Genomic DNA, 25,691 nt, shown 5'->3' on the forward strand with positions numbered 1-25,691 from the left:
ACATGTATTGGTCAGGACGAATCAAGCCCTGGCCATTGTTTTTGATTATGGGAAACGTGGGCTGTCGGTGTATTTTTGAACGCGACTGCGCGCAGGCTATTGAACGAGGTAAATCAATGATTACGATTCAAAACATGGGATTACAATTCTCAGGTAGAAAACTCTATGAAGATGTTAACTTAAAATTCACGCCGGGCAACTGTTACGGTGTGATTGGCGCGAACGGTGCCGGTAAATCAACTTTTCTAAAACTGTTGCGGGGGGAATTGACCCCAAGCAGCGGTGAAATCCACATTGATAAGAACGAGCGGATTTCCAGCTTAAGCCAGGACCATTATGGCTTTGAAGATCAGACCGTCATGCAGACGGTGATTCAAGGCTACCAACATTTGGCTGACGTTATGGCGGAAAAGGATGCTTTGTATGCCAAAGCTGATTTTTCCGACGAAGATGGCATCAAGGCCGCCAATTTGGAAGCCGAATTCGCTGAAATGGACGGCTGGAACGCTGAATCAGATGCTTCACAATTGCTGCAGTCACTGGAAATTCCTGAAGATCTGCACCAACAATTGATGAGCGAGTTGACTGAAGGCCAAAAGGTTAAGGTATTGCTGGCCCGAGCCTTATTTGGCGAACCGGATATCCTGTTGCTCGATGAGCCGACCAATGGACTGGATGTCTACTCAATCGAATGGCTGGAGAACTTCTTGGCTGACTACCCCAAGATTACAATCATCGTGTCTCATGACCGTCACTTCTTGAACCAGACTTGTACGATGATGTGTGACGTTGATTTTGGTGAGATCAATATGTATGTCGGTAACTACGACTTTTGGCTGCAGTCCAGTCAATTGGCTGCCAAGATGCGGGCTGACTCGAACGCCAAGAAGGAAGACAAGATCAAGGAACTGCAAGCCTTCGTGGCCCGGTTCAGTGCCAATGCTTCCAAATCCAAGCAGGCAACTTCGCGAAAAAAGCAACTAGACAAGATTTCCCTGGAAGACATCAAGCCGTCTTCGAGAAAGTATCCTTTCATCAAGTTCGAGGAGAACCGGCCGCTGGGGAATGACTTGCTGAGAGTCGACAAGCTCTCCAAGTCAATTGACGGTGTCAAGATCCTTGATAACGTGACCTTCACTCTGCGTCCAGGTGAGAAGACTGCCTTGGTCAGCCGTAACGATTTGGCAACGACGACTTTGATGCAGATTTTGGCTGGTGAACTCACGCCTGATAGTGGTGAGATCAAATGGGGCCAAACGGTTGAGATGTCTGCTCTGATGAAGGATTTTGCTTCCGAGTTCAAAGATAACGATCAGCGGATCATTGACTGGCTGCGGCAATTTGCTGAAAAGGGCAGCGATGATGACGCCTTTCTGCGCGGATTCCTGGGGAGAATGTTGTTCTCTGGGGATGATGTGAACAAGGAAGTCAACGTCCTTTCCGGAGGCGAAAAAGTTCGCTGCGTGCTATCGAAGATGATGCTCCAAAAAGGCAACACCTTGCTGATGGACGATCCAACCAATCACTTGGATTTGGAATCAATCACGGCTTTGAACGAGGCCTTGGTGAACTTCCCCGGGTCGATCATCTTTACATCTCATGATCACGAGTTCATTCAGACGATCGCCAACCACATTATCGAAGTATCAAACAACGGTCTGATCGATAAGGCGGATACAACCTACGATGAGTTCATTAATCACCCAGACGTTCAGAAAAAATTAAGTGATTTATACGATTAAAATGCCGATTTAACGCCCACTTTGAGACTTCTCAAAGTGGGCGTTTTTTTGTCTTTTGCGGCAAGCAAGTTAATGTCATTTCTGGGATATGTTCGTTATAATGGGTTTGGATATATAAGATAACTAATAGCAACAATAACCAAAGTGGAATACGAATATGAAAGTCAATAAATACTTGCTAATGTCACTTCTCGTGATTAGCACAGGGGGAATCCTGACGTTTGCCAACGCAGATTCGACGATGACTTCAAATGATGTGGCCCATGCCGCGACCACGCAAGTTGCTGATGATGCGGTACCGGACGGGACGATTGTGACGCCGATGAAAGTGGTGAAGGCGCCCGATCCGGCTGATAAGACTGACAACCCAACGATTGATCCTAAAGAACACTCGGATATTCCAGTGACTAATTTTTACAAAGGAAGTGTTTTTCATCAAGCACCCGTCTACGTTTCCGGAAAATTGGCCAACCCAATGGGCACCAATGCGAAAGTGGGCTCCCAGACAATTTCCGATACACAGGGAACCATCAACTCTAATGATTATATTCAAGCACCCAATCCAGATGAAACGATCAACTATGCTTATTACACCGGCTCTAATGCCTGGATGATCGGCTGGGCCAAGGACAACTCGAGATTTTATCTGCATAACGTCGATAGCGATGGAAAATTGACGAATACGATTGAGGTTCCAGGGCCAACGGCGAGTGATTTCAATCCCAACTGGACCTATAATGCCGGTAATGTTCAATTTTCCTGGCAAAATGGTCATATTGAGTTGGATTTACAGAATAATGATCTGTATGCGTCAAGTTCCGCCAATCCGCTTAATTATTTAAATAATGTGCCGGCAAAATTTGTTGATGCCAAAGGAAACGAATTGGCGCCAACCCAGAATATCTCCGGTTATTCAGGAACTTTTGTGGATGTTAATTACCCCACCATTCCTGGCTATCGACTTGTGAGAGTTCCCTATATGAATAACGCCCATCAATTTTTAATCAATAACATTACGGCCACGACACCAGGTGATTGGCAATTTGAGCAATCTAATCGGTACGTGACGATTGCCAGAAAAGTAATCGACGACCAAAATACCCAACAGATGTACATGATATTTGATTACTCGAAGATTCCCGATTTTAGTTTTACTGGCAAAGCTCAAAGTAAGACTGTGACTGTTAAGGCGACGCCGGGTGGCTTTATCGCTGCTGATTTCAGTTATGGCATGATTCGGACCTATGCGACGGCATCGATGCCATTACCCGTCGGTAACCCACTAACGTTTGTCTACGAACCCATCACTGAATACCACCTCACTATCAACTCACTATCAACTACCTCGAAAAGGGCACTAACAAAGTGCTGGCTGATCCATACAAGGCCAGTGGTGCGGGAACCTACGAAATTGATTCTCCGGAAATAGCTGGCTACACAGCCGATCAGCCGGTAGTCAAAGGCGTCTTAGGCAAAGACGATACCATCAATGTCTACTACACCCCAAAGGACGTACCGCCGACCCCAACCAACGACTCGGCCACAGTTGACGTGAACTACATCAACGAAGCAACCGGAGACTTGATTCAATCCAAAAAGATCTACGGTAAAATCGGTGGCGACTATCAAGCTGATGGCCCTTATCAACCAGATAAGCTGACCGTTAACGGTGACAGCTATACTTTGGATAAAGACAAACTGCCGGCAAATATCAAAGGCCAATTTTCCGATCAAACACCAGCAGTGAACTACTACTACAAGAAAGATGCCACCCCGGTAACGCCAACCAATAACTCTGCCGCAGTGACCGTCAACTATATCAACGAAGAAAATAACGATTTGATTCAATCCAAGAAAATCTATGGCAAAAATGGTGACAGTTACCAAGCTGATGGCCCTTATCAACCAGACAAGCTGACCGTCAACGGCGACAGCTACACTTTGGATAAGGCTAAGCTGCCTGATAATATTAACGGGAAGTTTACCGAAAATGCACCTGCAGTCAACTATTACTACAAAAAGGATGCCACTCCGGTAACCCCAACCGATAACTCGGCGACAGTCACTGTCAACTACATCAATGAAGCAACCGGCGCCCTGATTCAATCCAAAAAGATCTACGGTAAAATTAACGATTCATACCGAGCCGACGGTTCCTATCAACCACAAACACTCACCGTTAATGGGCAGACTTACACTTTGGATACTGACAGACTGCCGAATAATATCACTGGGACGTACAGCGACAAGACACCTGATGTGAATTACTACTACAAGCAAAAACAAACCCCAGTGACTCCGGTCAATCCACCAATTAATCCGGTTAACCCGGTAACACCGGTCAACCCAACGCCGACGCCGAGTCCACAACCGACTCCCGGAACGACTACTGACAACCAATTCGGTAAGATTGCTAAGAAGGGCGAAGTGGTTTACTCCTTGAAGAAGATTTATCTTTACAAAGATAAAACCTTCAAGAAGGCCGATCGTCAATTTGGTTATGTCAAGAAGCCACGGGTCTTCCGACCGATGTTTGTGGTCACTGATTACGCTAAGTCCAATGCTGGCCGGTTGCGTTACAAAGTCCGCGACGTCAACCACTTGAGCAAGACCGACGGCTGGACCGGCTATATTACCACCAACTTTGATTATGTTCGACCCGTCTACTACCACAGCAGTCATCAAACACTGACGGTGATCAATCCCCGCGGTGTTAATGAATACCTCAACAAGAATTTGACGGGCAAAGTGAAGAACATCAAGCAGGGAACGGTTCTTCACGTAACCGGTTTCGTCAAACACAATTTGACCACCCGTTACGTTCTGAGCAACGGCCACTACATTACCGGTAACCGGAAGCTGGTTAAGATGGGTAAAATCAAGCAGCCTCACCAATTGAAAGCCACCCACTTCATCAACCGGTATGCCGATCCAAATTTGGCCAAGCGAAACGGGCACTTCAAGAAAGGCACCAAACTCGTGATTAAGCGTTATACCTTCAGTCATGAAGCTTCACTGACCAAGTCCGGAACCATGCGCTATGCTGTGAAGGGCGGTTATGTGACTGCTAATCAGAAGTATGTCAAAGTGATCAAATAGTTCAAATAACACCATTGGAGAAGTCAATCTCAATGGTGTTTTTGTTTGCCGTCAGCAAGGAAGTTACTGGCTTTTGGTCCCGGATTTTTCACGATTATCCCTCCATAACAGTACGTTTCTGCAAGCTAATTTTGCCAATAAATACCCAAACCAATATATAATCATTGTAAGTACCAATAAGTCACGTAACACTTCTAGGGGGGATTTTCTGTGACACAAGAATTAGGCACCACCGATTTGGGGACATACGAGTACGTTTCACGGGTGTACAACGAAAACATTCAGCTGCCGGATTACAAACTGCCGACGAGCGTGGCTGATGGGACTCAGGTTTTCTTCGACACAGACGTGATCAAATTGTCGATGGTCATTGCCGACCAGAGAGTACAAAAGATCACGATTGTGACACCAAAACCCCAGTCACTGGAGTACATGCGGGTGTTTGAAGGCTTCGAATTTGGCATGGAAGCACTGGGAACTTGGATTAATACTTACCATCGCTCAACTTCCAGTCATGGCAAGGCCGCCGACGTCGTTAACGGCATCTTGGCCAGCTACAGCACCACCAAAGATAATGTTTTGACTGTCAGCTTAACTCGGGCACAATAAAAATCGTCACGCTATTTATTTCTCAATAAATGGTGTGACGATTTTTTTGATTGCTTAGTTAAATTAGTTCAAGCCGGAGACTTCGGCGAATTTCTTGGCAGTCCGAACCATGTTGGAAACGAAGCCATATTCGTTATCGAACCAGGTAGCGGTCTTAACAACTTGGAAGTCACCGTTAGAGGTTACTTCAGTCAAAGTTGGGTCGTAGACCGCCCCGTGGGTGTCGCCGATAATGTCAGATGAGACAATCTCATCTTCGTTCCAGCCAAATGCCGGGTTATCAACGGTGTGCGGTTTGATGGCATCGTTGACCTGGTCAGCGGTAACTTTGGTGTTGAGAACTGAAACCAATTCGCAAACTGAACCGTCAACCACGGCAACCCGTTGAGCATGGCCCTGTAAATGGCCTTCAAGTTCTGGGATTACCAGGCCGATTGCTTTAGCAGCACCGGTTGAATGAGGAATCGTGTTGGCTGAAGCAGTACGGTTAGGACGGAACTTCTTACCTTTAGGGCCGTCAAGAATCATCTGTGAACTGGTAAATGCGTGGATCGCGGTCATGGTACCAACTTCGAGGCCGAATTCCTTGTTCAGGAAGTAAGCCATTGGTGCCAAAGCGTTGGTGGTGCAAGAACCTGCTGAGATGATTTGATCGTCGGCATCCAAAGTATCGTCGTTAACGTTAAACACGATGGTCTTCATTGGGCCGGCAGGAGCTGAGATCAAGACTTTCTTAACCCCGGCGTCCAAATGGGCTTGGGATTTTTCCTTGGAAGTGTAGAAACCTGTACATTCAAGGACTAAATCAACGCCATTTTCCTTTACCCAAGGGATGTTACTTGCGTCTTTTTCTGCATAAACACGGTAGTTCTTTCCATCAACGACCAGTGAGTCATCGGTTGACGAAATCTCATATGGCAGGGTACCGTGAGTTGAGTCATATTTGAAGAGATAAGCCAGCATGGATGGGCTGGTCAAATCGTTAATCGCAACAACTTCCAAATCAGGATCGTTGATTTCCAAGATCCGGCGTAAAATTAACCGACCGATTCTACCGAAACCATTAATTCCTATCTTTACCATAAGTGAAATCCCCCTTACAATTCTGATCGACAGTCGACATGATAATTACTTTGTGTACAACCTGTTGTAATCATCAAAATAAGTTTAAGCGGATTGAGGGGGAAATTCAATCAAAGAGACTTGGCAATTTGAACTATGAATGGCACTCAAAAAAGGCCGCCATGCAAGTAAATCGACTTGCACAACGACCTCAGCTTAGAAGGACCTAATCAGATTCTTCAATATTCAATTTCATTCGTTTCTGCAGTCTAAAGTTAATCACAGCAGCAATCAATGCGGCTGCACTCAGTAAGGTTGCCAACAGGAAGTCATATTTTCCACCGACAAACGAACGGGCAGCCAAGCTTCCGGTACCATTGTTCTGACTGATGGCCATCACCGCAGCCATAATCCCAACTCCAATTGAGCCGGCAAATTGCTGAATCATACTGAACAAGGAGTTGACATCGGCGGTATACTTCCGTGGCACGTTTAACATGGCATTGGAAATGGTGTTCGAGAAGCCCATATTGAAGCCAAAACGCAGGAAGGTGTAGTTCAACAGGACAATCCAGGCCGTCAAGACGGCTTGGATGCCGAAGAAAATCAGGCCGCCCAACGTCATTGAACTGAGCCCCAGAATAATTGGCAAGGCGTATCCCTTGCTGTCGGCGAGGTGACCGGCATATGGTGAAATTGCCGCACCAACCAGTGATCCTGGCAGCAAGACCAGTCCCGCGATGAATGGCGAACTGTGGAGAACGTATTGGCAATAGACGGGGATCAGGAACGACACGCCAATGTTGACGAATTGCAGGACGAAGTAGGTGAACGCCGACAGCGAAGACGACAGCCATTTCAAAATTCGGATGTCCAGCAGCTGGGTTTTACCATGAGTGTCGGAGTAGATGAAGATTGCCAGACTAATGAAGCCAATGACAAACGGGATCAAGACTTGCCCGCTCAACATTGGGTATTTACCGGCTTTGCTGACGCCGAAGACAAATGAGAACAGGGTGGCAGCCAGGAAGATCAGGCTGATAACGTCAAAGCCGCCGGTGCCGACTGGATCAATCCGAATATAGCGGGATCCGAGGTACCAGCTGATGACGATGATTGGCAGAATCAACCAGAAAATCATCCGCCAGGACATGGTCGATGACACGGTTCCGCCATAGGTTGGCCCAAGCGCAGGTGCTAAAGAAATCACCATCCCAGCCAGACCGGTCATCGAACCGATTCGGCCCGCGGGAATTTTGTTAAAGATAATGTGGAACATCAACGGCGTCGACAACCCGGTCGCAATCGCCTGGATTAAGCGTCCGCTCATTAAGATTGGAAAATTCGCTGAGGTGGCACACATGATGTCGCCGACCACAAAGGCAATCGCGGCCAGTAAGTGGATGCTTTGCGATTTGAATTTCTTAAGCAGAAAGGCCGTTGTTGCCATGACAATCGTCACCATCAACAGGTAGCCGGTGGTAATCCACTGGACCGTGTCCAGGGTGACGTTAAAGACTTTGGTTAATTCGGGAAAGGTGACGTTCATTGACGTTTCGGTCAGGATTCCGGTAAATGAGAGCAGTGCGGCAGCCAGCAGGGCAAGGTAGGTTTGCCGGCTGATTTTTTCGTTAGTGTTGGACATGATTTCATCTCTTTCTGATTCAATAGTTAAAAATGGAATTTAATTTGAATTCTTGGTGATACTTTGAATGTCGACTTTTGAAATAACGGCGATTTTTGCAAAGTCATCGCTTGATTGGATGCTGACTTTTGAAAAATAGCCGATATTTTAAAAGTCGATGGCAAATACTGAAGTGAATTTGCAAATAATACCGATACTTCAAAAGTCGAGGAGTTAAGCTGATCGGACTTTTAAATAATGGCAGATGCTCAAAACTTCTCAGACAAATTCCAGGGCAATAAAAAAGCGAGTGGCAATTCACTCACTCCGGTTCAAGTTACTTGCTGGTGGCTTTAAATTTGATTCCAATCCAAATCCCAGACAACGCCCATGGCTTTTTCGCCGGTATGGACAGCGATCGCCGGGCTGATTTGGTAGGTGCTGACGCTGGCCTTCGGGAAATGCTCATGAAAGGCTGTCACCCAGGCTTTACTTAAGTCCGGGTTGTTGGCGTCAACCACTGAAATCCGCATTGGCGAATCGAAAGTCGTCTGGTCGATGGAATTGATGATGTGCTGGAGCGCTTGTTTCATGGTCCTCTCCTTGGCCTCTGGAACGATTTTGCCGGCGTCGTCAAACGTTAGAATTGGTTTGATTTTCAGCATGTTCCCAAAAAATGCGGAGGTGTTGGAAATCCGGCCGGTTCTGCGCAGATGATCCAAGCTGTCTACGACTAAGGAAACATGAATCGAGTCGCGCAGCTGTTCAAGCTTGGGGATAATCACATCGGCATTCTCACCATTTTCGGCCATCTTACCCGCTAACAAGCATAAGTCAGCTTCGCCGGCGCTGGCGATTTTCGAGTCAAACGGGTAGACCTTGATGTTGGTGACTTGGCGACTGTAGGCCACTAAGTTCTCGTAGAAGGTGGTGATGCCAGATGATAGGTTGACACAGATGGCTTCATCGTAGCCTTTGTCAGCCAAGGTATCAAAGGCTTCCTGCATTTGGGCCATGGTGACTTGCGCAGTTGTCGGCAATTTGTCAGTCTCCGCCAATTTTTTCAGGAATTCTTGCGAGGTGATGTCAACGCCATCGTGGTATTCCTGGATGCCGAAGATGATGGTAATCGGCAGAACGGTGATGTTATATTGGGCAGCGACCACTGGATCGAGGTAGCTGGCACTGTCGGTAATTACGGCTGTTTTCATTTCGATTATCCTCTTTTCGGGGTTGTAATTGTATTTTAACCCTTATTTTGATTCAAAACAAAGGAAGTCCACAAAAAAGAAGCCTCGACGAAGGTCGAGACTTCCTAATTCCTACATATTAGTAGTTACCTTGAATAACCAGTTTCTTGTTAGCAGTGATGTAAGTGCCATTGCTTAACTTGTAACGGGTGGTCAGGTTGTGCTTTTCAAAACTCTTAACGGTTACATGAGTGCCTTTCTTGAAGGTCTTAGCGCGACCGGTTAAGTTCACGTTCTTGTAGGCGTGAATGCCTTTCTTGTTAATAACGGTAATCTTGTGGCTCTTAGGCATTGTCTTGTAGTAAACGTTGACAACGTACTTCGGGTTGGCGGTAATGTAGCCAATCTTGCCAGCGGTCTTCTTACCGTGGTTAACGTCACGAACCTTGTAACGAAGGGCGCCACCATTGGACTTGTCATAGCCTAAAACAACAAACATTGGGCGGTTAACCCGCTTAGCCTTAGGATAAGTGGCAGTTCGTTGTGACTTCGTGAAATTAGCACTGCGGTACATGTAGATACCCTTGGTTGCGTAAACCGCTGAACCTTTAACGGCGGCGTAGTTTGGTAGGCCGGTTCCGTTTGGGTTGCTTGGGTTTGACGGGTTCCAGGCGCTGTTGCCGGAGTTGCCGTTGTTGTTAGTGTTTGAATTGTTATTGTTTGAGTTGTTGCTTGGTGTGACACTGCGTTGACCTACAGTTACCTTGACAATCTTGGTAATGCCGTCAATTGTGTAAGTAACATCATACGTACTACCAGCGGCGGTGGTATCAACTGCTTTGTTGGTAGATACAGTCACATCTTTTGATAACGGAGTTACAGCATTGCCATCTGATCCGAGATGTTTGGTTAAACCATTAAACTTTTGTGAATCCCAATTGCTACCATAAGGAATTGTAAAATCTTTAGCATCGATAAATGTTTTGTCGGCGATAGTTGCGGTAACGGGAATGCTGTCCACACCATCATAGCTGTAAATGACCTGGTACTGAGCTGGGTTATTTGTAGGCGTAACTGACTTGACAGTTGCTTTTGCTACATCACTTACGGCGTTACCATCAGCATCATAAAGACTAACGACACCTTTATTTGTACTGGACCATAGTGAATTATAGTTGGCATCATTGAAATCTTTTGCAGTGATTGAATGAACAATCTTTAATGCGATTGGAGAGGAATATGTTACCTCCATATAACCTTGGACATCTTTCGAATTTCGCCCGATAGCAAGTTGTGAAGGATTAGAATTAGAAGTGTCCACTTTTAGCGGAACTGATAAGTTGAGAGTTTGGCCGGCACCTAGCTCTTCAGGACCAATATATCCATTGGAGACATCTTGCCCGATTTGAACAGCCCAGAGGTTTTCGTTAGCTGGATATGTTACTGAATAAGTATCACCGACAGATGGATATTTATATCCTAAGTGGAATGGACCATCAGTTGGCTGGGAGAAAGTTGGCTTTCCAACCGTTGAATTGTTGATTAGAGGCGCAGAAGACATATCACCCAGACTTGGTAGCTGAAGAACATCATATACTTTCTGGGGTGTGGCTCCCGTGTTTGTAACAACAACATTTTCTTTGATGTTGGATGCCTTATCGACATTAATCGGTGTAGCGTCACTTAGACTTGGGTCTGCTGGCTCATTATTACTATATTGATCAGCAGATACAAGTTCCTTTTCGTTTCCATTAATTGTAGCTGAGAACGAGATTTTCGCGCTGACAGGATTTGAATCCGCAGCAGATGCTGTCCCTCCAGCAGCCACTAAACCAAGCGTTGCTGCACCAACAAGCGTAAAGGCTGCTTGTAAGATATGACGACGCAAATTATGCTTCATATTTATCATAAAAATTCCCCTTTCAATTGTCCCTCAATAATTATATGTAAGGTAGATTGTAAAATTAATCCGAACGCTGTTCGGGCAAAAAAGATCAGCTTCCTTTAAAATGGTGTTTACCACAAACCCATCTTTTAGGAGCTGATCTTTTGTCTAGTATAACCTATTCCGAACGAATTAAAATCGAAACCTTTTGTGAACTAGGGCTGTCCAATATCCAAATGGGCGTTCGGCTGAACCGATCACCGTCAACAATTTCTTATGAATTATCTCGATGTCAACCTTATCAGGCTGAATTAGCACAAACAGATGCCGAATACAAGCGATCACGATGTGGTCGGAAAACTAAGCTGAGCGATGAGTTAAAGCAAAAAATTCTCAACCATTTACGTCTAAGCTGGTCACCAGGAATGATTGCTCACGAATTTAAACTAGCTACTAAATCTATTTATAATTGGCTAAATCAGGGGAGAATTGATTTCTCCTTGAATGATCTACCTGAACATGGCGTACGCCAACGGCGTAACGTTGACCAACGATCCAAATATAATCAATCTTTGGGGCGATCAATTGAACAGCGTCCCATGATGATTAATCAACGTAATCGCATCGGCGATTTTGAACTAGATACAGTCGTTGGTCCTCGTGGGCATAGTAAGGCAGTTTTATTAACTTTAATCGATCGCAAATCACGGTTCCTTTGGGCATACCGGTTAAAAGATCGGACGACAGCGACTGTTAATGAAGCACTAACTAAGTTCCTAACCACTTTTAATGGTCCGGTGCACAGCTTTACTGTGGACCGTGGCACTGAGTTTAGTGGGCTAGTATCACTTGAATCACAATATGGTATTAAGACCTATTACTGCCATGCTTATACGCCAGCTGAGCGCGGCAGTAATGAACGATTTAATCGGAACTTACGCTATTTTTATCCTAAGGGGACTTATTTTGAGCACATTAGTGCTCAAGGCTTGAAAACCACCTTACTCGAAATTAATCAGAGACCACTTAAAATACTTGACTGGCAAACACCTTATCAGGTCATGCTGACCAATTTGTCAAAAAATTCGGATTAAATTTGCAATCTACCATGTTATATCAATATAACCAAATATCTGGAGGGGTATGTATGAAATTGGGAAAGTTATCGGTGGGGATCGCCACAGCGATTCTATTGAGTACGTCATTTGTGGGTACTGTTGATGCGGCGACGTATGTGCAAAAAAGCAACGCCATCAGCCAATATTCAGGCGCCAGTTTACGCATTTTGAATAACAGTAAAGTCCAGTTTGTCAAAGCCAATGGCAACTATGGCTGGTCAAAGAATCCCAGCGGTAGTGAGACCATCAAGAGTGTCCATGGTACGAAGTGGACGCTGAAGACCAAATATCTCCTCCCAAGTACGCATATGGCATTGGGGAAATCCAGTCGTGATTTGACCAATCCTCAAGCTGCCGCATTTGGCGGGAAATATCTGTTCGTGCTGTATGCGCCGCACCAATTTCATGGGAAGGGCTTTGTGGTCAGATATAACCGCAGTACCCTGGATCATATGAGTTTGGCCAAGGCTCAAGATTCTCTGCTTAAAAAGACTGCCGGTATGAAAGTTGGTCCAATGTTTGATGTCGGTCACGGTCAATCGCTGGCTTACAATAAGAAGCAGCATTCAATTTGGATGTGGCGGGATCGGGCTGACATGAAGCCGACTGCCTGGTCAACCATTCAACGAATCAGCATGTCGTCGCTGAAGCCAAATCGTGCCATTAAGTTTCACATGAACAACCGTGGTGCAATGGTGCCGGCCGGCCATGACCTAACGTTTGACAACTCCGGTAACGCTTATTGGTGGGGGATTTCCGGCGGCCACGTTAAAATTTACAAAGGCAAGTTGGGCAGCCGCTCGATCCATGTTCGTTTAGCCAAGCAGCTGTTGAGAAAGCAGACCGGAACTCACCAGCAGTCTATGGGGTATAACCCGCACAACGGCCGACTGTACCTGGTTTCCGATGACTCAATTCAAACCCTGCCGGCTCGTAAATTAAACGGCAGTGGCAGTTTGCGTCCAAGTGACATTAAATACACTCGTTTTAATTCTCACCGTGAGTTTGAAAGTATGATTTTTGACTCAACCGGGCACGCCATGCTGCTGTCGAACCGTAATCCAGAACTATTACGTTCAACAACCAGATATTAATACCATTAAAATCCGTCAGATCAAGGCTGCTGCCTTGGTGACGGATTTTTTGAGACTTTATGTTGACACGGTGTCACCGATGGGGTATACTCAGTTCATAAATTGATGACACGGTGTCATACGCAAAGGAGAACAATTATGGTATCAACAACCTTTACCAATCTAAGTGATGAGAAGCAGACCAAAATTCGAAAAGCCTTACTCAAGGAATTTACAGATCAACCACTGGCAACCGCTCAAGTTGCCCCGATCGTCAAGACTGCCGGGATTGCCCGGGGGGCCTTTTATAAGTATTTTGATGATCTAACCGACGCTTACAAATATTTATACGGCGTGGCGATGCGCGATATTCACAGTGATGTGAACAACGAGGTGGGAACTGAATTTGACCCGCAGTTTTATTTGGATCAAGTCGAGGCGTTCATCAAAGGTGCTCGCGATAGTCAGTATCTGGGATTGATCAAGATGCACCTAATGAAAAATGAATCACTGATTTCGCAAGGATCAATTGACCCCAACACGGTTAGTTCGCGGGAATGGGCGACGATGATCCTCAGTCATGAGGCCATTAAGCAAATCATGATTGAGCCGCAAAATGAATCAGTAGTCATGAAAAAGTTTTCTGAAACATTGAACTTGTTAGCCGGGAAGGGGAATGCATAATGTATTTGGCACTAAAAGAAATTCGACACGAAAAGTTGAGGTATGGCCTAATTATTGCCATGGTGGCCTTGATTGCATACTTAATTTTTATCCTGACGGGTTTGGCATTCGGATTGGCTGGGGAAAACACCCAGGCGATCAATTCCTGGGATGCCAAGAGCGTGGTCTTGAATAAGGATTCCAATATTAATCTGTCTCAGTCGACGATTACCAATGCCCAAGCCAAGGACGACAAACTGTCGGCTAAGGAATCAGTGATTGGGTCGACGCCGGTGGTTGCCAAACACAAAGGTCAAGAAAAGATTTCTGCCCAATTTGTCGGCATCAAGAAGAGTGAGTTCATCTATAAGGGATTAAAAATCTCTTCGGGTCATAAAGCTCGCAACAACCATCAAGTGGTGGTTGACGAAAAGTTCAAGACCGATGGCTACAAACTCGGTGACAAGGTGACGTTGAACTCTGTGAGTGACAAATATGAAATTGTCGGGTTCACTAAGAACGCTAAGTTAAACATTGCTCCAGTGATTTATGGTAGTCTGCCAACGTGGAAACATTTGCGGGGGATGGACCGGGTTCCGATTGCCGGCAGTGCGATTGTGTCAAAGAATGCTAAGTACAGTGCTCACAATAGCCAGTTAAAGACGTATTCGATGAATGAATTCATTAATAAGTTGCCCGGTTATTCTGCGCAAAACACCACGTTTGGCTTCATGATCGGCTTTTTGATGATTATTTCATTGGTGATCATTGCCGTGTTCCTGTACATTTTGACCATGCAGGCTCTGCCAACCTACGCAGTATTGCGGGCCCAGGGAATTCCAGCGAGAGCTTTGGTGACGACGATTACCAGCCAATCTTTGATCTTGATGGCTTCGGGAATTATCATTGGTGGTCTCTTGGCGGCTCTGACGGGATCGTTAATTCCGGTCGGTGTGCCGATGGCCTTTGATATTCCGGTGCTCACCTGGATTTCCATTGGCTTGATGATTATGGGCGTCATTGGTGCGGCAATTCCAGCGCAAAAGATCGCAACCGTTGACCCTGTCAGTGTTATTGGAGGTTAGTTATGTCAGTGATTGAATTAAAAAACATTAATAAGTACTTTGGATCCGGTATTAGCAAGGTTCACGTTTTGAAGGATGTCAATTTTGCGGCTGATCGGGGACAGTTGATCCTAGTGGTTGGTCCCTCTGGATCAGGGAAAAGTACCTTCTTGACCATTGCGGGTGGCCTGCAGACGCCATCCTCCGGTTCAGTGGAAGTTGAAGGTCAAGCAGTTGAGTCACTCACAAAAGCGCAACGAGATCAGCTGCGGTTAAATCAAATCGGCTTTGTCCTTCAATCATATAATCTGGTGCCGTACTTGAAAGTCAAAGAACAATTTGAGTTTGTGGATAAAATCAAGCATGACGGTAATTTAGATCAGAAAGAATTAGCGGATTTGCTTGATCAGCTGGGCATTTCTCAGCTGGTCAACCAGTTCCCCGGCGAACTATCTGGCGGCCAAACTCAAAGAGTGGCGATTGCCAGAGCACTGTATGCCAATCCGGATATTGTGTTGGCCGATGAACCAACAGCTGCCCTTGATAGTGAAAAGGTTGCCGAGGTCGGCCAACTGTTCAAAAATCTCGCAGAAACCAGGAATAAGGCGGTGGTCGTGGTCACCCATGATCTTCGGCTGCTGGATTTTGCGGATAAGACTTATGAGATTTTGGATGGGAAGATTAGTCTTAAGGACAAGGGACATGTCACCGATCGGTAAACTATATGTTATAGCTCAAATAATTCCTGCTTTATAGCTATCATTTTCGTTGACTACCAGCCGGAAAATGTGGCAAAAAGGACGCTACAGTAAAAGCAAATAATCATAAAAAAGTGAACCCCTGCCTGGGTTCACTTTTTTATATTTGGTGATTGCCAACTACCGGGTTTGTCCAATGACCTTTTGGTAGGAGAACAATTGACAACAAAATAGCATGGTAGTTACCAAAGAAGTTAAGACTTTTGAGCGACGTTGGTCAAAGTAACCGTACTAAAACTAGTGAGTCGATTGCCATTATGAATCGCAACTCGCCACGTTTGCAAGTGCCCGCCGGCATGCAACGGGGTGGCGGTTGCCACCAGCTTGCCATCAAAAACCGGCAGCAAATGCTGAGTGGTGATGTCGACGCCCACTGCGTAATGGCTGTTATCCAATCGTTCGTTGGCACCGATTGAAGCCGCCGTTTCGGCCAACACCGAGTTGATGCCGCCGTGAAGAATGCCGTATGGCTGTTTGACCGAATCGGTAACTTCTAGTGATATAATAACCTCAGCTTGGCTGACAGAGACAGTTTTGATACCAAGCAATTCAATTAAGTTAGACAAAGTATTCACACTCCAATTTTGAAAGGATCGAGATTATGACTTCAGTTAAATGGGAATCGGTAAAAGATTACCAGGAAATTATTTTTGAACGGGCCGATAAAATCGCAAAGATTACGATGAACCGGCCGGAAAAAATGAATGCTTTTACACCACTGACCATCCAAGAGATGATTGATGCATTCAATATCTGTCGTGATGATAGCACAATCGGCGTGATTATCCTAACCGGCGCTGGCGACAAAGCCTTTTCTTCTGGCGGTGATCAGGGGGTTCGGGGGAATGGCGGCTATGTTGGTTCAGACCACATTGCCCGGCTAAATGTGCTGGATCTTCAGCATTTAATTCGAATCATCCCCAAACCCGTGATTGCCATGGTTAAAGGTTGGTCAGTTGGCGGCGGCAACATTCTTCAGCTGGTATGTGATTTGACGATTGCAGCTGACAACGCTCAATTTGGGCAGACAGGCCCGAAAGTCGGCAGCTTTGATGCTGGCTACGGATCCGGTTATTTGGCCCGGGTGATTGGCCATAAACGAGCCAAAGAAGTCTGGTTCTTAAACCATTTCTACAGTGCACAAGAGGCTTATGAAATGAACTGGATCAATAAAGTGGTCCCACTTTCAGAGGTTGAGTCGGCCACATTGGATTGGTGTAACGAAATTCTCCAGAAATCGCCAACCGCGCTTCGATTCATCAAGGCAGCCATGAATGCTGATACCGATGGTTTGGCTGGCCTTCAGCAGTTGGGTGGGGATGCCACGATGCTCTTTTACACCACTGATGAGGGCAAAGAGGGCCGGGACGCCTTTAATCAAAAACGACAGCCTGATTTTGATCAATTTCCTAAGTTCCCATAGGAAGGTTGATGAAAGTGGATAATTGGATTTTAAAGCAGGCGGAAACTGCCCCTGGTCGGCTCGCGGTCGATGACGGCAACACCCAGCTAACGTTTCTGGAACTCAAGCAGCAGGTTTCTCAACTGGCTGGACAATTGAAGGCTGCCTCCGTGTTGGATGGCGATCGAGTTGGGATTATGACCAAGAATTCTTTACTAGGCTATCTGATGGCCATGGCGGTCTTAGGATCCGGTAAGACAATCGTTTGGATTAATTGGCGTTTGTCTGATGATGAAATCCATCGCCAATTATCAGATAGTGAACCAGCGGCCTGTCTGGTGGCGGATGATCTTTTTCGAGAAAGTTTTGACCAACGGTTTATTACCTTTAGCACGATAACTGATCAAGCGGCGGTTCAGATCACATTAGTTCCCGAATTTCGCTCTCAAGAGGTGGCCAGCATTATGTATACGTCTGGGACGACTGGTAGACCCAAAGGTGTGATGCAGACCTTTGGCAATCACCTCGCCTCAGCAACCGCCTCAGCTTTTAACCTTGGGGTCATGCCGGGTGACGAGTGGCTTTGCTCCGTCCCAATTTTTCATATCAGTGGTTTTTCGATTATGATGCGTGGCTTGATATATGGAATGGCAGTCCGCTTGGTCGGCCACTTCAATGCTGAATTGATTGACTACGTATTGAAACATGAACCCATTTCGACGATTTCGGTTGTCCCGTACATGTTAAAGCAATTATTAAAATATCGAACGGCTGATAACACACCTTATCAGGCCAATTTTCAGCGCATGCTGCTGGGCGGTGGGCCAATTGATCGCCAAACCCTTCAGCAATGTCGTCAACTCCAAGTCCCGGTGGTTCAGTCATATGGGATGACGGAAACCTGTTCACAAATCATTGCCTTGAACTCAGCGGATGCTGACAAGCGAATTGGCTCGGTTGGCAAGCCACTGTTTCTGACTCAGTTAACGTTAAGTCAAGTTAATCAGGAAGTGCTGATCAAAACGCCGGCATTGACTCCGGGTTACTTGAACCGACAGGCTGCTTTTCAAGATAAGCTAAATGACACCGGCTGGTATCGAACCGGTGATGTTGGTCATTTTGATGATGATGGCTTTTTATACATTGATGGCAGACTGGATGATATGATTATTTCTGGTGGCGAAAATATCTTTCCGGATGAGGTTGAAGCCGTTTATGTCAATCGGTCAGACATCGGCGAGATTGCCGTGGTTGGCCAAGATGATGCCAAATGGGGTCAAGTGCCCGTTGCGTTTGTGGTCAGCGATGCGCCCTTAGATCAGGTAGACCTGATCACTTATGGCAGACAGAAGTTAGCCCACTACAAGGTACCAACGAGATTTATTAGAATTGACAAACTTCCCACCAATGTCAGCGGTAAGGTGCAGCGATTCAAGCTGAAACAGTTGTTATAAAATGAAACGTTAACAAGCCCGCAATCATGAGTAAATCATTTTACTCAGGTTGCGGGCTTGTTTTGGCTTAAAAGTGAGTTAAACCGGTTTACATCAGCCTCGTGTAACATGTTAACAAAGGTGGAACAAACTCCATCGTTGTTCTGACGGCGTCTAGAAGGCCTCAAACTATATATTTTAGCGCTTACATCCGTTATATTAAGAGCGTAAAGAAATCCTCGAGAATTTCTGAGATCCAAACGACAAACAAAATTATAGGAGATGCCAATTATGAAACGAGACTTTATCGATACCAACACATACACCCGAGAAGAAATCCAATACCTGATCAACTTAGGTTTACAAATTAAACGCGACATTAAGAATGGAAACTATCCCGACTTATTATCACATCGGACACTGGGAATGATTTTTGAAGAATCATCCACACGAACCCGAGTATCATTTGAAACTGCAATGACTCAACTTGGCGGTCACGCTCAGTACCTCGCACCAGGTCAAATTCATTTAGGTTCAGCTGAAAGTGAATCACTAGGCGATACTGCCATTGTTCTTTCCCGCTTGGTTGATATCCTGATGGCCAGAGTTGCTAAGCACTCAACAGTTGAAAAATTGGCTGAAACTGCCACGGTTCCAGTTCTCAACGGAATGAGTGATTACAACCATCCAACTCAAGAAATTGGCGACATCATCACCATGGCAGAGCATTTACCAGCAGGTAAGAAACTCAGCGACTGCAAGGTTGTCTTCGTCGGTGACGCCACTCAGGTTTGTGTATCATTAATGTTCATCGCTTCTAAGATGGGCATGAAGTTCGTTCAATTCGGACCAAAGGGTTATCAAATCAAGCCGGAAACCTTGGAAATCGGCAAGAAGAATGCTGAAGTATCAGGTGGTAGTGTTGAAATCACCGAAGATGCCGACGCAGCGATGAAAGATGCCGACTTTGTCTACACCGATGTTTGGTATGGCCTGTACGAAGCCCCACTTTCATACGATGAAAGAATGAAGATCTTTTATCCTAAGTACCAAGTTAATGACGATTTAATGGCTAAAGGCACCAGCCACACAATGTTCATGCATTGCTTACCAGCCAACCGCGGCGAAGAAGTTACTGACAGCGTGATCGACTCACCACACTCAATTGCCTGGGATGAAGCCGAAAACCGTTTGACTGCAATGCGCGCTTTGCTGGTTTACTTGATGGCACCACGGATGAACTACACCGAAAAACAATTGGATGATTTGAACGATCCTAAATTGAAGTCGATGATCTTAAACTTAGTTGACGACACGACTCATTAATGAGCTGACGCAACGGATGTGCAGGTGAAAGAAATGCAAAAAGAGAAAAAATTTAGACTATTTGATGCCGTGCTGATGTCGGTGGTCGTTGTCCTGGTGGTTGAATCAGTTGCTCCGGCTGCCGCAATCGGCCCGTCGCAATTCTTCTGGTGGGGAATCCTGTTGGTATTCTTCTTCCTGCCATACGGGTTGATTTCTGCCGAACTAGGGACGACCTATGACGAAGACGGCGGGATTTATGACTGGGTGAGAAAAGCCTTTGGCCGCCGTTGGGGTGGTCGGGCAGCTTGGCTGTACTGGATCAACTTCCCAATTTGGATGGCCAGCCTGGCCGTTCTGTTTACCGGTGTGATTGGCCAAGTCTTCCCGACTCATTTCGGGACGTGGACCAACGTCTTAATCCAGCTGGTCTTCATCGGGATTGTCACTTTGATTTCCTCATATCCAGTTGCCGACAGTAAATGGATTTTGAATCTGGCTGCGATTGCCAAAGTGATTATCATGGTCAGCCTGGGTGCTTTGGGCATTTACGTTGCCATGACCAAAGGCGTTGCCAGCAACTTCACCGTTAAGACGATGTTGCCGCAGATGGACGTTAAAAGTCTTGGCTACATCTCAGTGATCCTATTTAACTTCCTTGGCTTTGAAGTGGTTACTTCCATGGCCAGTGAAATGCCTAATCCAAAGAAACAAATTCCCCAGGCCATTATCTGGGGCGGTATCTTAATCGCTGTCTTCTATGTCTTTGCCGCATTTGGCATGGGCGTGGCAATTCCAAGCAGCGAACTGTCAACTTCCAGTGGTTTGATGGAAAGTATCCTACTTTTGATCGGTGGGAATAATTGGTTCGTCATCCTGATTGCGTTACTGTTTATGTATACGTTAGCGGCCAACCTGATTTCCTGGTCTGCCGGGGTGAACTACGTTGCCTCATACGCTGCCAAGAACCACGACTTGCCAAAGGTATTTGGTATTGAAAGCAAGAAGACCGGGATGCCAACCGGTGCCAATCTGTTGAACGGTGGGATTGCGGCCGTTCTGGTGGTCATTTCACCACTGATTCCCAATCAAAACATTTTCTGGGCATTCTTCTCACTGAATGTCGTTGCCTTGTTGGGCTCATACCTACTGATGTTTCCATCATTCTGGAAACTCCGCAAAATTGATCCTGATACTGAGCGGCCATTCAAAGTTCCCGGCAATCATTTGATGATTAACTTGATGACTTGGATTCCGGTGGCATTGCTTGCCATCACGACAATTCTGTCAGCATTCCCACTCAACGGCAGTGCCGAAGAGCTTAACACCAAGATTCCAATTTTAATTGGAACGATTATTACAATCTTACTTGGTGAGGTCTGCATCAGAGCCGCTGAAAAGAATCATCCGTTGAAGAAAAAAGTCAAGGCGAGCAGTCACCACACAGAAGAAGCCTTAAGTAAAAACTAATTTCTGAATATAATGCAAGAGGAGCAAATACGATGAAAACTTTACAATCATCACCTAAAAAAGATGGATACAGAATGCCCGGCGAGTTTGAACATCATAAGGGTGTCTACATTCTTTGGCCAGAGCGGCCGGATAACTGGCGCAATGGTGCCAAGCCAGCTCAGCATACCTTTGTGAACGTGGCTAAAGCGATTTCCCAGTTCGAGCACGTAACGGTTGGGGTATCAGATGCCCAATACGCCAATGCCCGCCACATGCTGCCAGACGAGGTTGAAGTGGTTGAAATTTCCAGTGACGATTCCTGGATCCGAGACTGCGGCCCAACGTTTGTCGTCAATGACGATGGCGACCTTCGCGGTGTTGACTGGACATTTAACGCTTGGGGCGGCTTGGTTGACGGTTTGTACTTCCCATGGGACAAAGACGACCGGGTTGCACAAAAAGTGACTGAAATGGAGCACGCCGACCGTTACCGTTTAGACGACTTCATTTTGGAAGGCGGCTCAATTCATGTGGATGGTGAGGGAACACTGATCACTACTGAAGAATGCCTGCTTTCAAAGGGACGCAACTCTCAGTTATCCAAAGAACAAATTGAAAATGTCTTGAAGGAATATCTCAATTTGGACAAAGTCATTTGGCTCAAACGTGGGATCTACCTGGATGAAACCAATGGTCACGTGGACAACATTGCCAACTTCGTTAAACCTGGTGTCGTTGCCCTTGCCTGGACGGATGACCAAAACGATCCGCAATACGAGATTTCCAAAGAAAACTACGACATTTTAAGCAACGCAACTGATGCCAAAGGCCGCAAGATTCAAGTTGAAAAGCTTTATGTGCCAAAGCCGGTAACAATTACCAAAGAAGAAAGCGAAGGCGTTGATGCCGTTGACGGCAGTTTGCCACGTCGTGAAGGCGACCGCTTGGCTGCCAGTTATGTCAACTATTACACAGCCAATGGCGGAATTGTCTTCCCAACCTTTGACGATCCAAACGATGCTAAAGCACAAGAAACTCTGCAGCGCTTGTACCCAGACCGCAAGATTGTTGGTGTTCCTGCCCGAGAAATCTTACTTGGTGGCGGTAACATTCACTGCATCACTCAACAAGTGCCAGCTGGCAGATAGGAGGAATCGCAATGGCCAAAATTGTCGTCGCATTAGGTGGAAATGCCATCCTCTCAAAGGATGCTTCCGCTCAAGCGCAAATGAAGGCAGTTAAAAAGACTGCCAAAGAGTTGGTTAAATTTATCAAGAACGGTGATCAGTTGATCATCACTCACGGAAATGGTCCCCAAGTCGGCAACTTATTGCTTCAGCAAAATGCCGCCGACAGTGAAGTCAATCCGGCAATGCCGCTGGATACCTGTGGTGCCATGACCCAGGGCGGCATTGGCTACTGGTTCCAAAATGCCATGAAGGAAGAGCTCCTGAATAACGGCATCGATAAAGATGTGATGGCAATTGTCACCCAGACGATCGTTGATGAGGACGATCCAGCCTTTGAAAATCCTTCCAAGCCGATTGGTCCTTTCTATAAGGAAACGGATTTGCCTGAGATCAAGTCACTGCACCCTGACTGGGAAATCATTGAAGATTCCGGTCGCGGCTACCGACGGGTGGTTCCATCACCGAAACCGTTGGAAATTAACGAGTACGCAGCGATCAAGAAGGTCGTTGACGCAGGTATCGTGCCAATCGTTTCCGGTGGCGGCGGCATTCCCGTTGTCAAAAAAGGCAACCGCTTAATTGGGAAGGAAGCCGTGATCGACAAAGATTTCAGTGCTTCAAAGATCGCCCAATTAATTGATGCTGACAAATTGATCATCCTGACGTCTGCCGGAGGGGTTTACTACAATTACGGCAAGCCTGATCAAGTTGAGCTCAAAGAAGTCGGCATTGACGACATTCAAAAACACATTGATGCCAATGAATTCGCCAAGGGCAGTATGATGCCAAAGGTTCAAGCAGCAGTCGCCTTTGTCCGCAGTACCGGCAATCCCGCTGTGATCGGTGATTTGGAAGATGTTGAACAAATCATCGAAGGCAACGAAGGTACAACTATCGTTAAGGATGCTGTTCCCGCAGCAGTTAAATAGTTTAAAATGAACGAGGCATGGACGAAACGACGGTTTTGTTGATGCCTCGTTTTGCGTCGATTGATGGGGTATTAGCAGAATGATAGTGCTTTCACAGCAAAAATGTTATGATTGAGCGAGAAAATATCGAGGTAAATAATGAAGATCAAAAAGACAACTCCACAAGAGGATAAATACAATGTGGCCCCTGAATGGCATCAACACCAGCAGGCCTACATGATGTGGCCGGAACGCACGGATAACTGGCGGGATGGAGCCAAACCCGCTCAAAAAGTTTTCAGTGAAGTCGCTGCGAAGATTAGTCGGTATGAGCCGCTGACAATGCTGGTTTCGCGTCAACAATACGAGCACGCCCTGCATGCCTTGCCGGAATCGGTTCGGGTGGTGGAAATGAGTTACAACGATGCTTGGATGCGGGATGTCGGCCCAACTTACTTGGTCAACGCCCAAAATAACGTCCGAGCCGTCAGTTGGCAGTTCAATGCCTGGGGCGGCCTGGTCGACGGCCTTTACTTCCCGTGGGATCAGGACAACCTGGTATCCGGGAAAGTCAGTGACTTGGACCGGATCGACTACTATGAAGCCGATTTTGTCTTGGAAGGATCCGCGTACCAGACCGATGGCGAAGGAACGCTGATTGCCACTGAAGAATCGGTCTTATCCGAGGGGCGCAACGGCCAAGTTAATCAGGCAGATGTTGAAGCGGTTTTTAAACGCTATTTGAACGTCACCAAGATTATTTGGTTGGCCCGGGGCTATTTCATGGACGAAACCAATGGCGATGTGGACAACATGGTCAACTTTGTCCGCCCTGGTGAAGTGGCCTTAACCTGGACCGAAGATCAGACTGATCCAATGTATGAAATCTGCCATGAAGCCTTGGCAACTCTAGAGGCGGCGACCGATGCGTCCGGCAGGCATTTCAAGATTCACCGGGTCCAGATGCCCAAACCATTATTAATCACCAAAGCCGAGAGTGAAGGCGTTGACCCGGTCAACGGTCGGCTGCCGCGTTACGAAGGTGATCGTTTGATGGCCACTTACATTAACTGTTACTTGGTGAACGGCGCCGTGATTCTGCCCATTTTTGGCGATGAGCACGACCAGGCGGCCATCGACCAATACACCAAAATCTTTCCAGATCGAAAAATTGAACCCGTGTACGCCCGTGAACTGCTGCTTGGCGGCGGCGACATCCACTCGATCGTCCTCGGGGTTCCAGATTAGAGGTTTTATATGAACTTTTTTGAGATCATTAAACCATATGTCGAAAAATTGAATAAAAATGAATACGGCTTACTCGACTATGTGATCAAGAATATGGATAAAATCCAAAACAAGAGTATCCGAGAAATTGCGGCGGCCTGTTATGTTTCGACCACCACTTTTTTGCGTTTTGTCAGAAAAATCGGCTTCTCCGGTTATAGTGAATTTAGCACCGTGATTAAGTACACGGTCCTGAACAGCGATAAGCAGGAAGACAAGGCTGAACCGTTTGTTGAAGAACAGTCCAAATATCGTAACGAATATCTGAAAAATATTGAAGAAACTGTCCGGGTGCTTGACGAGCGCAAACTGTTAAAAATCTGTCAGGTGTTGGACCATCAGCCCAAGCTGTACTTTTTTGCCAAGGGCTTCAGTAAGTACTCTGCCGAATACATTGAATACTTATATACTTTGAACGGGTTCATTGTAATTTTCCCAAAGAATCACGAGCAGCGCCGGCTGGCCTACCGCAACGTACAGCTCAACGACGTTGTCTTTGTTTTTGATTATGAAGGTGAGGATGATGAACTGATTCAAATTATTCAAAATCTGCAAAGCCAAAAGGAATACGCCTTGCTGGTTTCAATTACCGGCGCGAATAACAATACGATTCAAAACATGAGTGACGAAAACCTCTATCTGTTCACGGACGAACTCAAAGTCAGCGGAGTTGATATGACGTCGCACGTTTCGTTAATTGTGATTATGGAATTGCTGCTGTATCAATTTATGGAGTATGAGAAGTCAAAACAATAGTGTATTGGAAGCTAACAGCTTACTTTCCGTACCCGATTTTGTTTGTCTTCAAGCCCACATATGGTAAAATT

The 25,691-nt window shown here is 46.1% G+C and carries 22 protein-coding genes; 17 read left to right on the top strand and 5 right to left on the bottom strand.

Features of this window, described 5'->3' with window-relative positions; translation table 11 throughout:
• The first annotated feature begins 116 nt into the window (after positions 1-116).
• The 4 genes from KE627_RS07355 to KE627_RS07365 all read left to right on the top strand — a co-directional run bounded on the left by KE627_RS07355 (position 117) and on the right by KE627_RS07365 (position 5,450).
• On the top strand, positions 117-1,742 hold the full coding sequence (locus KE627_RS07355) for an ABC-F family ATP-binding cassette domain-containing protein (protein ID WP_013728862.1): 1,626 nt from the start codon (positions 117-119) through the stop codon (positions 1,740-1,742).
• A 193-nt stretch (positions 1,743-1,935) separates the two neighbouring features.
• Positions 1,936-3,171 carry a MucBP domain-containing protein gene (locus tag KE627_RS12340; RefSeq protein WP_240034484.1) on the top strand — a complete coding sequence of 412 codons (1,236 nt, stop codon included), beginning with the start codon at positions 1,936-1,938 and terminating at the stop codon, positions 3,169-3,171.
• A complete protein-coding gene (locus KE627_RS12345) occupies positions 3,108-4,841 on the top strand; it encodes a MucBP domain-containing protein (RefSeq protein ID WP_056939249.1) in 1,734 nt (577 codons plus the stop codon). Before KE627_RS12340 ends, KE627_RS12345 begins: the two co-directional genes overlap by 64 nt.
• A gap of 210 nt (positions 4,842-5,051) precedes the next feature.
• A complete protein-coding gene (locus KE627_RS07365; protein ID WP_013728859.1) occupies positions 5,052-5,450 on the top strand; it encodes a hypothetical protein in 399 nt (132 codons plus the stop codon).
• A 63-nt stretch (positions 5,451-5,513) separates the two neighbouring features.
• On the opposite strand, the gene gap is transcribed toward KE627_RS07365, so the two are convergent.
• The 4 genes from gap to KE627_RS07385 all read right to left on the bottom strand — a co-directional run bounded on the left by gap (position 5,514) and on the right by KE627_RS07385 (position 11,235).
• Positions 5,514-6,533: a type I glyceraldehyde-3-phosphate dehydrogenase gene (gap, locus tag KE627_RS07370; protein ID WP_013728858.1), complete on the bottom strand. Its 1,020-nt coding sequence runs from the start codon at positions 6,531-6,533 to the stop codon at positions 5,514-5,516.
• 205 nt (positions 6,534-6,738) lie between these two features.
• Entirely contained in the window at positions 6,739-8,157 is a 1,419-nt protein-coding gene (locus tag KE627_RS07375; RefSeq protein ID WP_056939250.1) for an MFS transporter, read from the bottom strand.
• A 332-nt stretch (positions 8,158-8,489) separates the two neighbouring features.
• The gene (locus KE627_RS07380) at positions 8,490-9,347 is read right to left on the bottom strand and encodes a DegV family protein (protein WP_056939251.1); all 858 of its coding nucleotides are present in this window, start codon (positions 9,345-9,347) and stop codon (positions 8,490-8,492) included.
• A 118-nt stretch (positions 9,348-9,465) separates the two neighbouring features.
• Positions 9,466-11,235, bottom strand: a complete 1,770-nt coding sequence (locus tag KE627_RS07385; RefSeq protein WP_082602325.1) for a DUF5776 domain-containing protein — start codon at positions 11,233-11,235, stop codon at positions 9,466-9,468.
• Positions 11,236-11,375: 140 nt separating this feature from the next.
• On the opposite strand from KE627_RS07385, the gene KE627_RS07390 reads away from it, so the two are divergent.
• The 5 genes from KE627_RS07390 (at position 11,376) to KE627_RS07410 (ending at position 15,848) form a co-directional block, all read left to right on the top strand.
• Entirely contained in the window at positions 11,376-12,305 is a 930-nt protein-coding gene (locus KE627_RS07390) for an IS30-like element ISLpl1 family transposase (RefSeq protein WP_146971951.1), read from the top strand.
• A gap of 53 nt (positions 12,306-12,358) precedes the next feature.
• Positions 12,359-13,423, top strand: coding sequence for a hypothetical protein (locus tag KE627_RS07395; RefSeq protein ID WP_056939216.1), 1,065 nt, complete (start codon positions 12,359-12,361; stop codon positions 13,421-13,423).
• Positions 13,424-13,561: 138 nt separating this feature from the next.
• Positions 13,562-14,086, top strand: coding sequence for a TetR/AcrR family transcriptional regulator (locus tag KE627_RS07400; RefSeq protein WP_013727144.1), 525 nt, complete (start codon positions 13,562-13,564; stop codon positions 14,084-14,086).
• Positions 14,086-15,150 carry an ABC transporter permease gene (locus KE627_RS07405; protein ID WP_013727145.1) on the top strand — a complete coding sequence of 355 codons (1,065 nt, stop codon included), beginning with the start codon at positions 14,086-14,088 and terminating at the stop codon, positions 15,148-15,150. The genes KE627_RS07400 and KE627_RS07405 overlap by 1 nt, the downstream gene beginning before the upstream one ends.
• 2 nt (positions 15,151-15,152) lie before the next feature.
• Positions 15,153-15,848 carry an ABC transporter ATP-binding protein gene (locus KE627_RS07410; protein WP_013727146.1) on the top strand — a complete coding sequence of 232 codons (696 nt, stop codon included), beginning with the start codon at positions 15,153-15,155 and terminating at the stop codon, positions 15,846-15,848.
• A gap of 233 nt (positions 15,849-16,081) precedes the next feature.
• On the opposite strand, the gene KE627_RS07415 is transcribed toward KE627_RS07410, so the two are convergent.
• Positions 16,082-16,453, bottom strand: a complete 372-nt coding sequence (locus KE627_RS07415; protein WP_013727147.1) for a PaaI family thioesterase — start codon at positions 16,451-16,453, stop codon at positions 16,082-16,084.
• A gap of 35 nt (positions 16,454-16,488) precedes the next feature.
• Here KE627_RS07415 and menB point away from each other — a divergent pair, with 35 nt between their 5' ends.
• From menB to KE627_RS07455, 8 genes are all read left to right on the top strand, one after another.
• Positions 16,489-17,310, top strand: a complete 822-nt coding sequence (gene menB / locus KE627_RS07420; protein WP_013727148.1) for a 1,4-dihydroxy-2-naphthoyl-CoA synthase — start codon at positions 16,489-16,491, stop codon at positions 17,308-17,310.
• An 8-nt stretch (positions 17,311-17,318) separates the two neighbouring features.
• Positions 17,319-18,743, top strand: coding sequence for an o-succinylbenzoate--CoA ligase (locus KE627_RS07425; protein ID WP_013727149.1), 1,425 nt, complete (start codon positions 17,319-17,321; stop codon positions 18,741-18,743).
• Between the two features lie 270 nt (positions 18,744-19,013).
• Complete coding sequence (gene ptcA / locus KE627_RS07430) at positions 19,014-20,048, top strand: putrescine carbamoyltransferase (protein ID WP_056939215.1); 1,035 nt, start codon at positions 19,014-19,016, stop codon at positions 20,046-20,048.
• A 33-nt stretch (positions 20,049-20,081) separates the two neighbouring features.
• Positions 20,082-21,497 (top strand): APC family permease, encoded by a 1,416-nt coding sequence (locus KE627_RS07435; RefSeq protein ID WP_013727151.1) that lies wholly within the window; start codon positions 20,082-20,084, stop codon positions 21,495-21,497.
• Between the two features lie 32 nt (positions 21,498-21,529).
• Positions 21,530-22,627 (top strand): agmatine deiminase, encoded by a 1,098-nt coding sequence (aguA, locus tag KE627_RS07440; protein ID WP_013727152.1) that lies wholly within the window; start codon positions 21,530-21,532, stop codon positions 22,625-22,627.
• A gap of 11 nt (positions 22,628-22,638) precedes the next feature.
• Entirely contained in the window at positions 22,639-23,598 is a 960-nt protein-coding gene (arcC, locus tag KE627_RS07445) for a carbamate kinase (protein ID WP_013727153.1), read from the top strand.
• Between the two features lie 138 nt (positions 23,599-23,736).
• Positions 23,737-24,825 (top strand): agmatine deiminase, encoded by a 1,089-nt coding sequence (aguA, locus tag KE627_RS07450; protein ID WP_013727154.1) that lies wholly within the window; start codon positions 23,737-23,739, stop codon positions 24,823-24,825.
• Between the two features lie 9 nt (positions 24,826-24,834).
• A complete protein-coding gene (locus KE627_RS07455) occupies positions 24,835-25,620 on the top strand; it encodes a MurR/RpiR family transcriptional regulator (RefSeq protein WP_013727155.1) in 786 nt (261 codons plus the stop codon).
• The last annotated feature ends 71 nt before the right edge of the window (positions 25,621-25,691 follow it).

This window comes from Lentilactobacillus buchneri (assembly GCF_018314255.1).
GTDB classification, from domain to species: Bacteria; Bacillota; Bacilli; order Lactobacillales; family Lactobacillaceae; genus Lentilactobacillus; species Lentilactobacillus buchneri.

What these genes read in the sequence shown, in the direction of transcription:
- KE627_RS07355 (WP_013728862.1), top strand. Translation starts at nt 117, where the DNA reads ATGATTACGATTCAAAACATGGGATTACAATTCTCAGGTAGAAAACTC.
- gap (WP_013728858.1), bottom strand. Translation starts at nt 6,533, where the DNA reads ATGGTAAAGATAGGAATTAATGGTTTCGGTAGAATCGGTCGGTTAATT.
- KE627_RS07375 (WP_056939250.1), bottom strand. Translation starts at nt 8,157, where the DNA reads ATGTCCAACACTAACGAAAAAATCAGCCGGCAAACCTACCTTGCCCTG.
- KE627_RS07380 (WP_056939251.1), bottom strand. Translation starts at nt 9,347, where the DNA reads ATGAAAACAGCCGTAATTACCGACAGTGCCAGCTACCTCGATCCAGTG.
- KE627_RS07385 (WP_082602325.1), bottom strand. Translation starts at nt 11,235, where the DNA reads ATGATAAATATGAAGCATAATTTGCGTCGTCATATCTTACAAGCAGCC.
- KE627_RS07395 (WP_056939216.1), top strand. Translation starts at nt 12,359, where the DNA reads ATGAAATTGGGAAAGTTATCGGTGGGGATCGCCACAGCGATTCTATTG.
- KE627_RS07400 (WP_013727144.1), top strand. Translation starts at nt 13,562, where the DNA reads ATGGTATCAACAACCTTTACCAATCTAAGTGATGAGAAGCAGACCAAA.
- KE627_RS07405 (WP_013727145.1), top strand. Translation starts at nt 14,086, where the DNA reads ATGTATTTGGCACTAAAAGAAATTCGACACGAAAAGTTGAGGTATGGC.
- KE627_RS07410 (WP_013727146.1), top strand. Translation starts at nt 15,153, where the DNA reads ATGTCAGTGATTGAATTAAAAAACATTAATAAGTACTTTGGATCCGGT.
- menB (WP_013727148.1), top strand. Translation starts at nt 16,489, where the DNA reads ATGACTTCAGTTAAATGGGAATCGGTAAAAGATTACCAGGAAATTATT.
- KE627_RS07425 (WP_013727149.1), top strand. Translation starts at nt 17,319, where the DNA reads ATGAAAGTGGATAATTGGATTTTAAAGCAGGCGGAAACTGCCCCTGGT.
- ptcA (WP_056939215.1), top strand. Translation starts at nt 19,014, where the DNA reads ATGAAACGAGACTTTATCGATACCAACACATACACCCGAGAAGAAATC.
- KE627_RS07435 (WP_013727151.1), top strand. Translation starts at nt 20,082, where the DNA reads ATGCAAAAAGAGAAAAAATTTAGACTATTTGATGCCGTGCTGATGTCG.
- aguA (WP_013727152.1), top strand. Translation starts at nt 21,530, where the DNA reads ATGAAAACTTTACAATCATCACCTAAAAAAGATGGATACAGAATGCCC.
- arcC (WP_013727153.1), top strand. Translation starts at nt 22,639, where the DNA reads ATGGCCAAAATTGTCGTCGCATTAGGTGGAAATGCCATCCTCTCAAAG.
- aguA (WP_013727154.1), top strand. Translation starts at nt 23,737, where the DNA reads ATGAAGATCAAAAAGACAACTCCACAAGAGGATAAATACAATGTGGCC.
- KE627_RS07455 (WP_013727155.1), top strand. Translation starts at nt 24,835, where the DNA reads ATGAACTTTTTTGAGATCATTAAACCATATGTCGAAAAATTGAATAAA.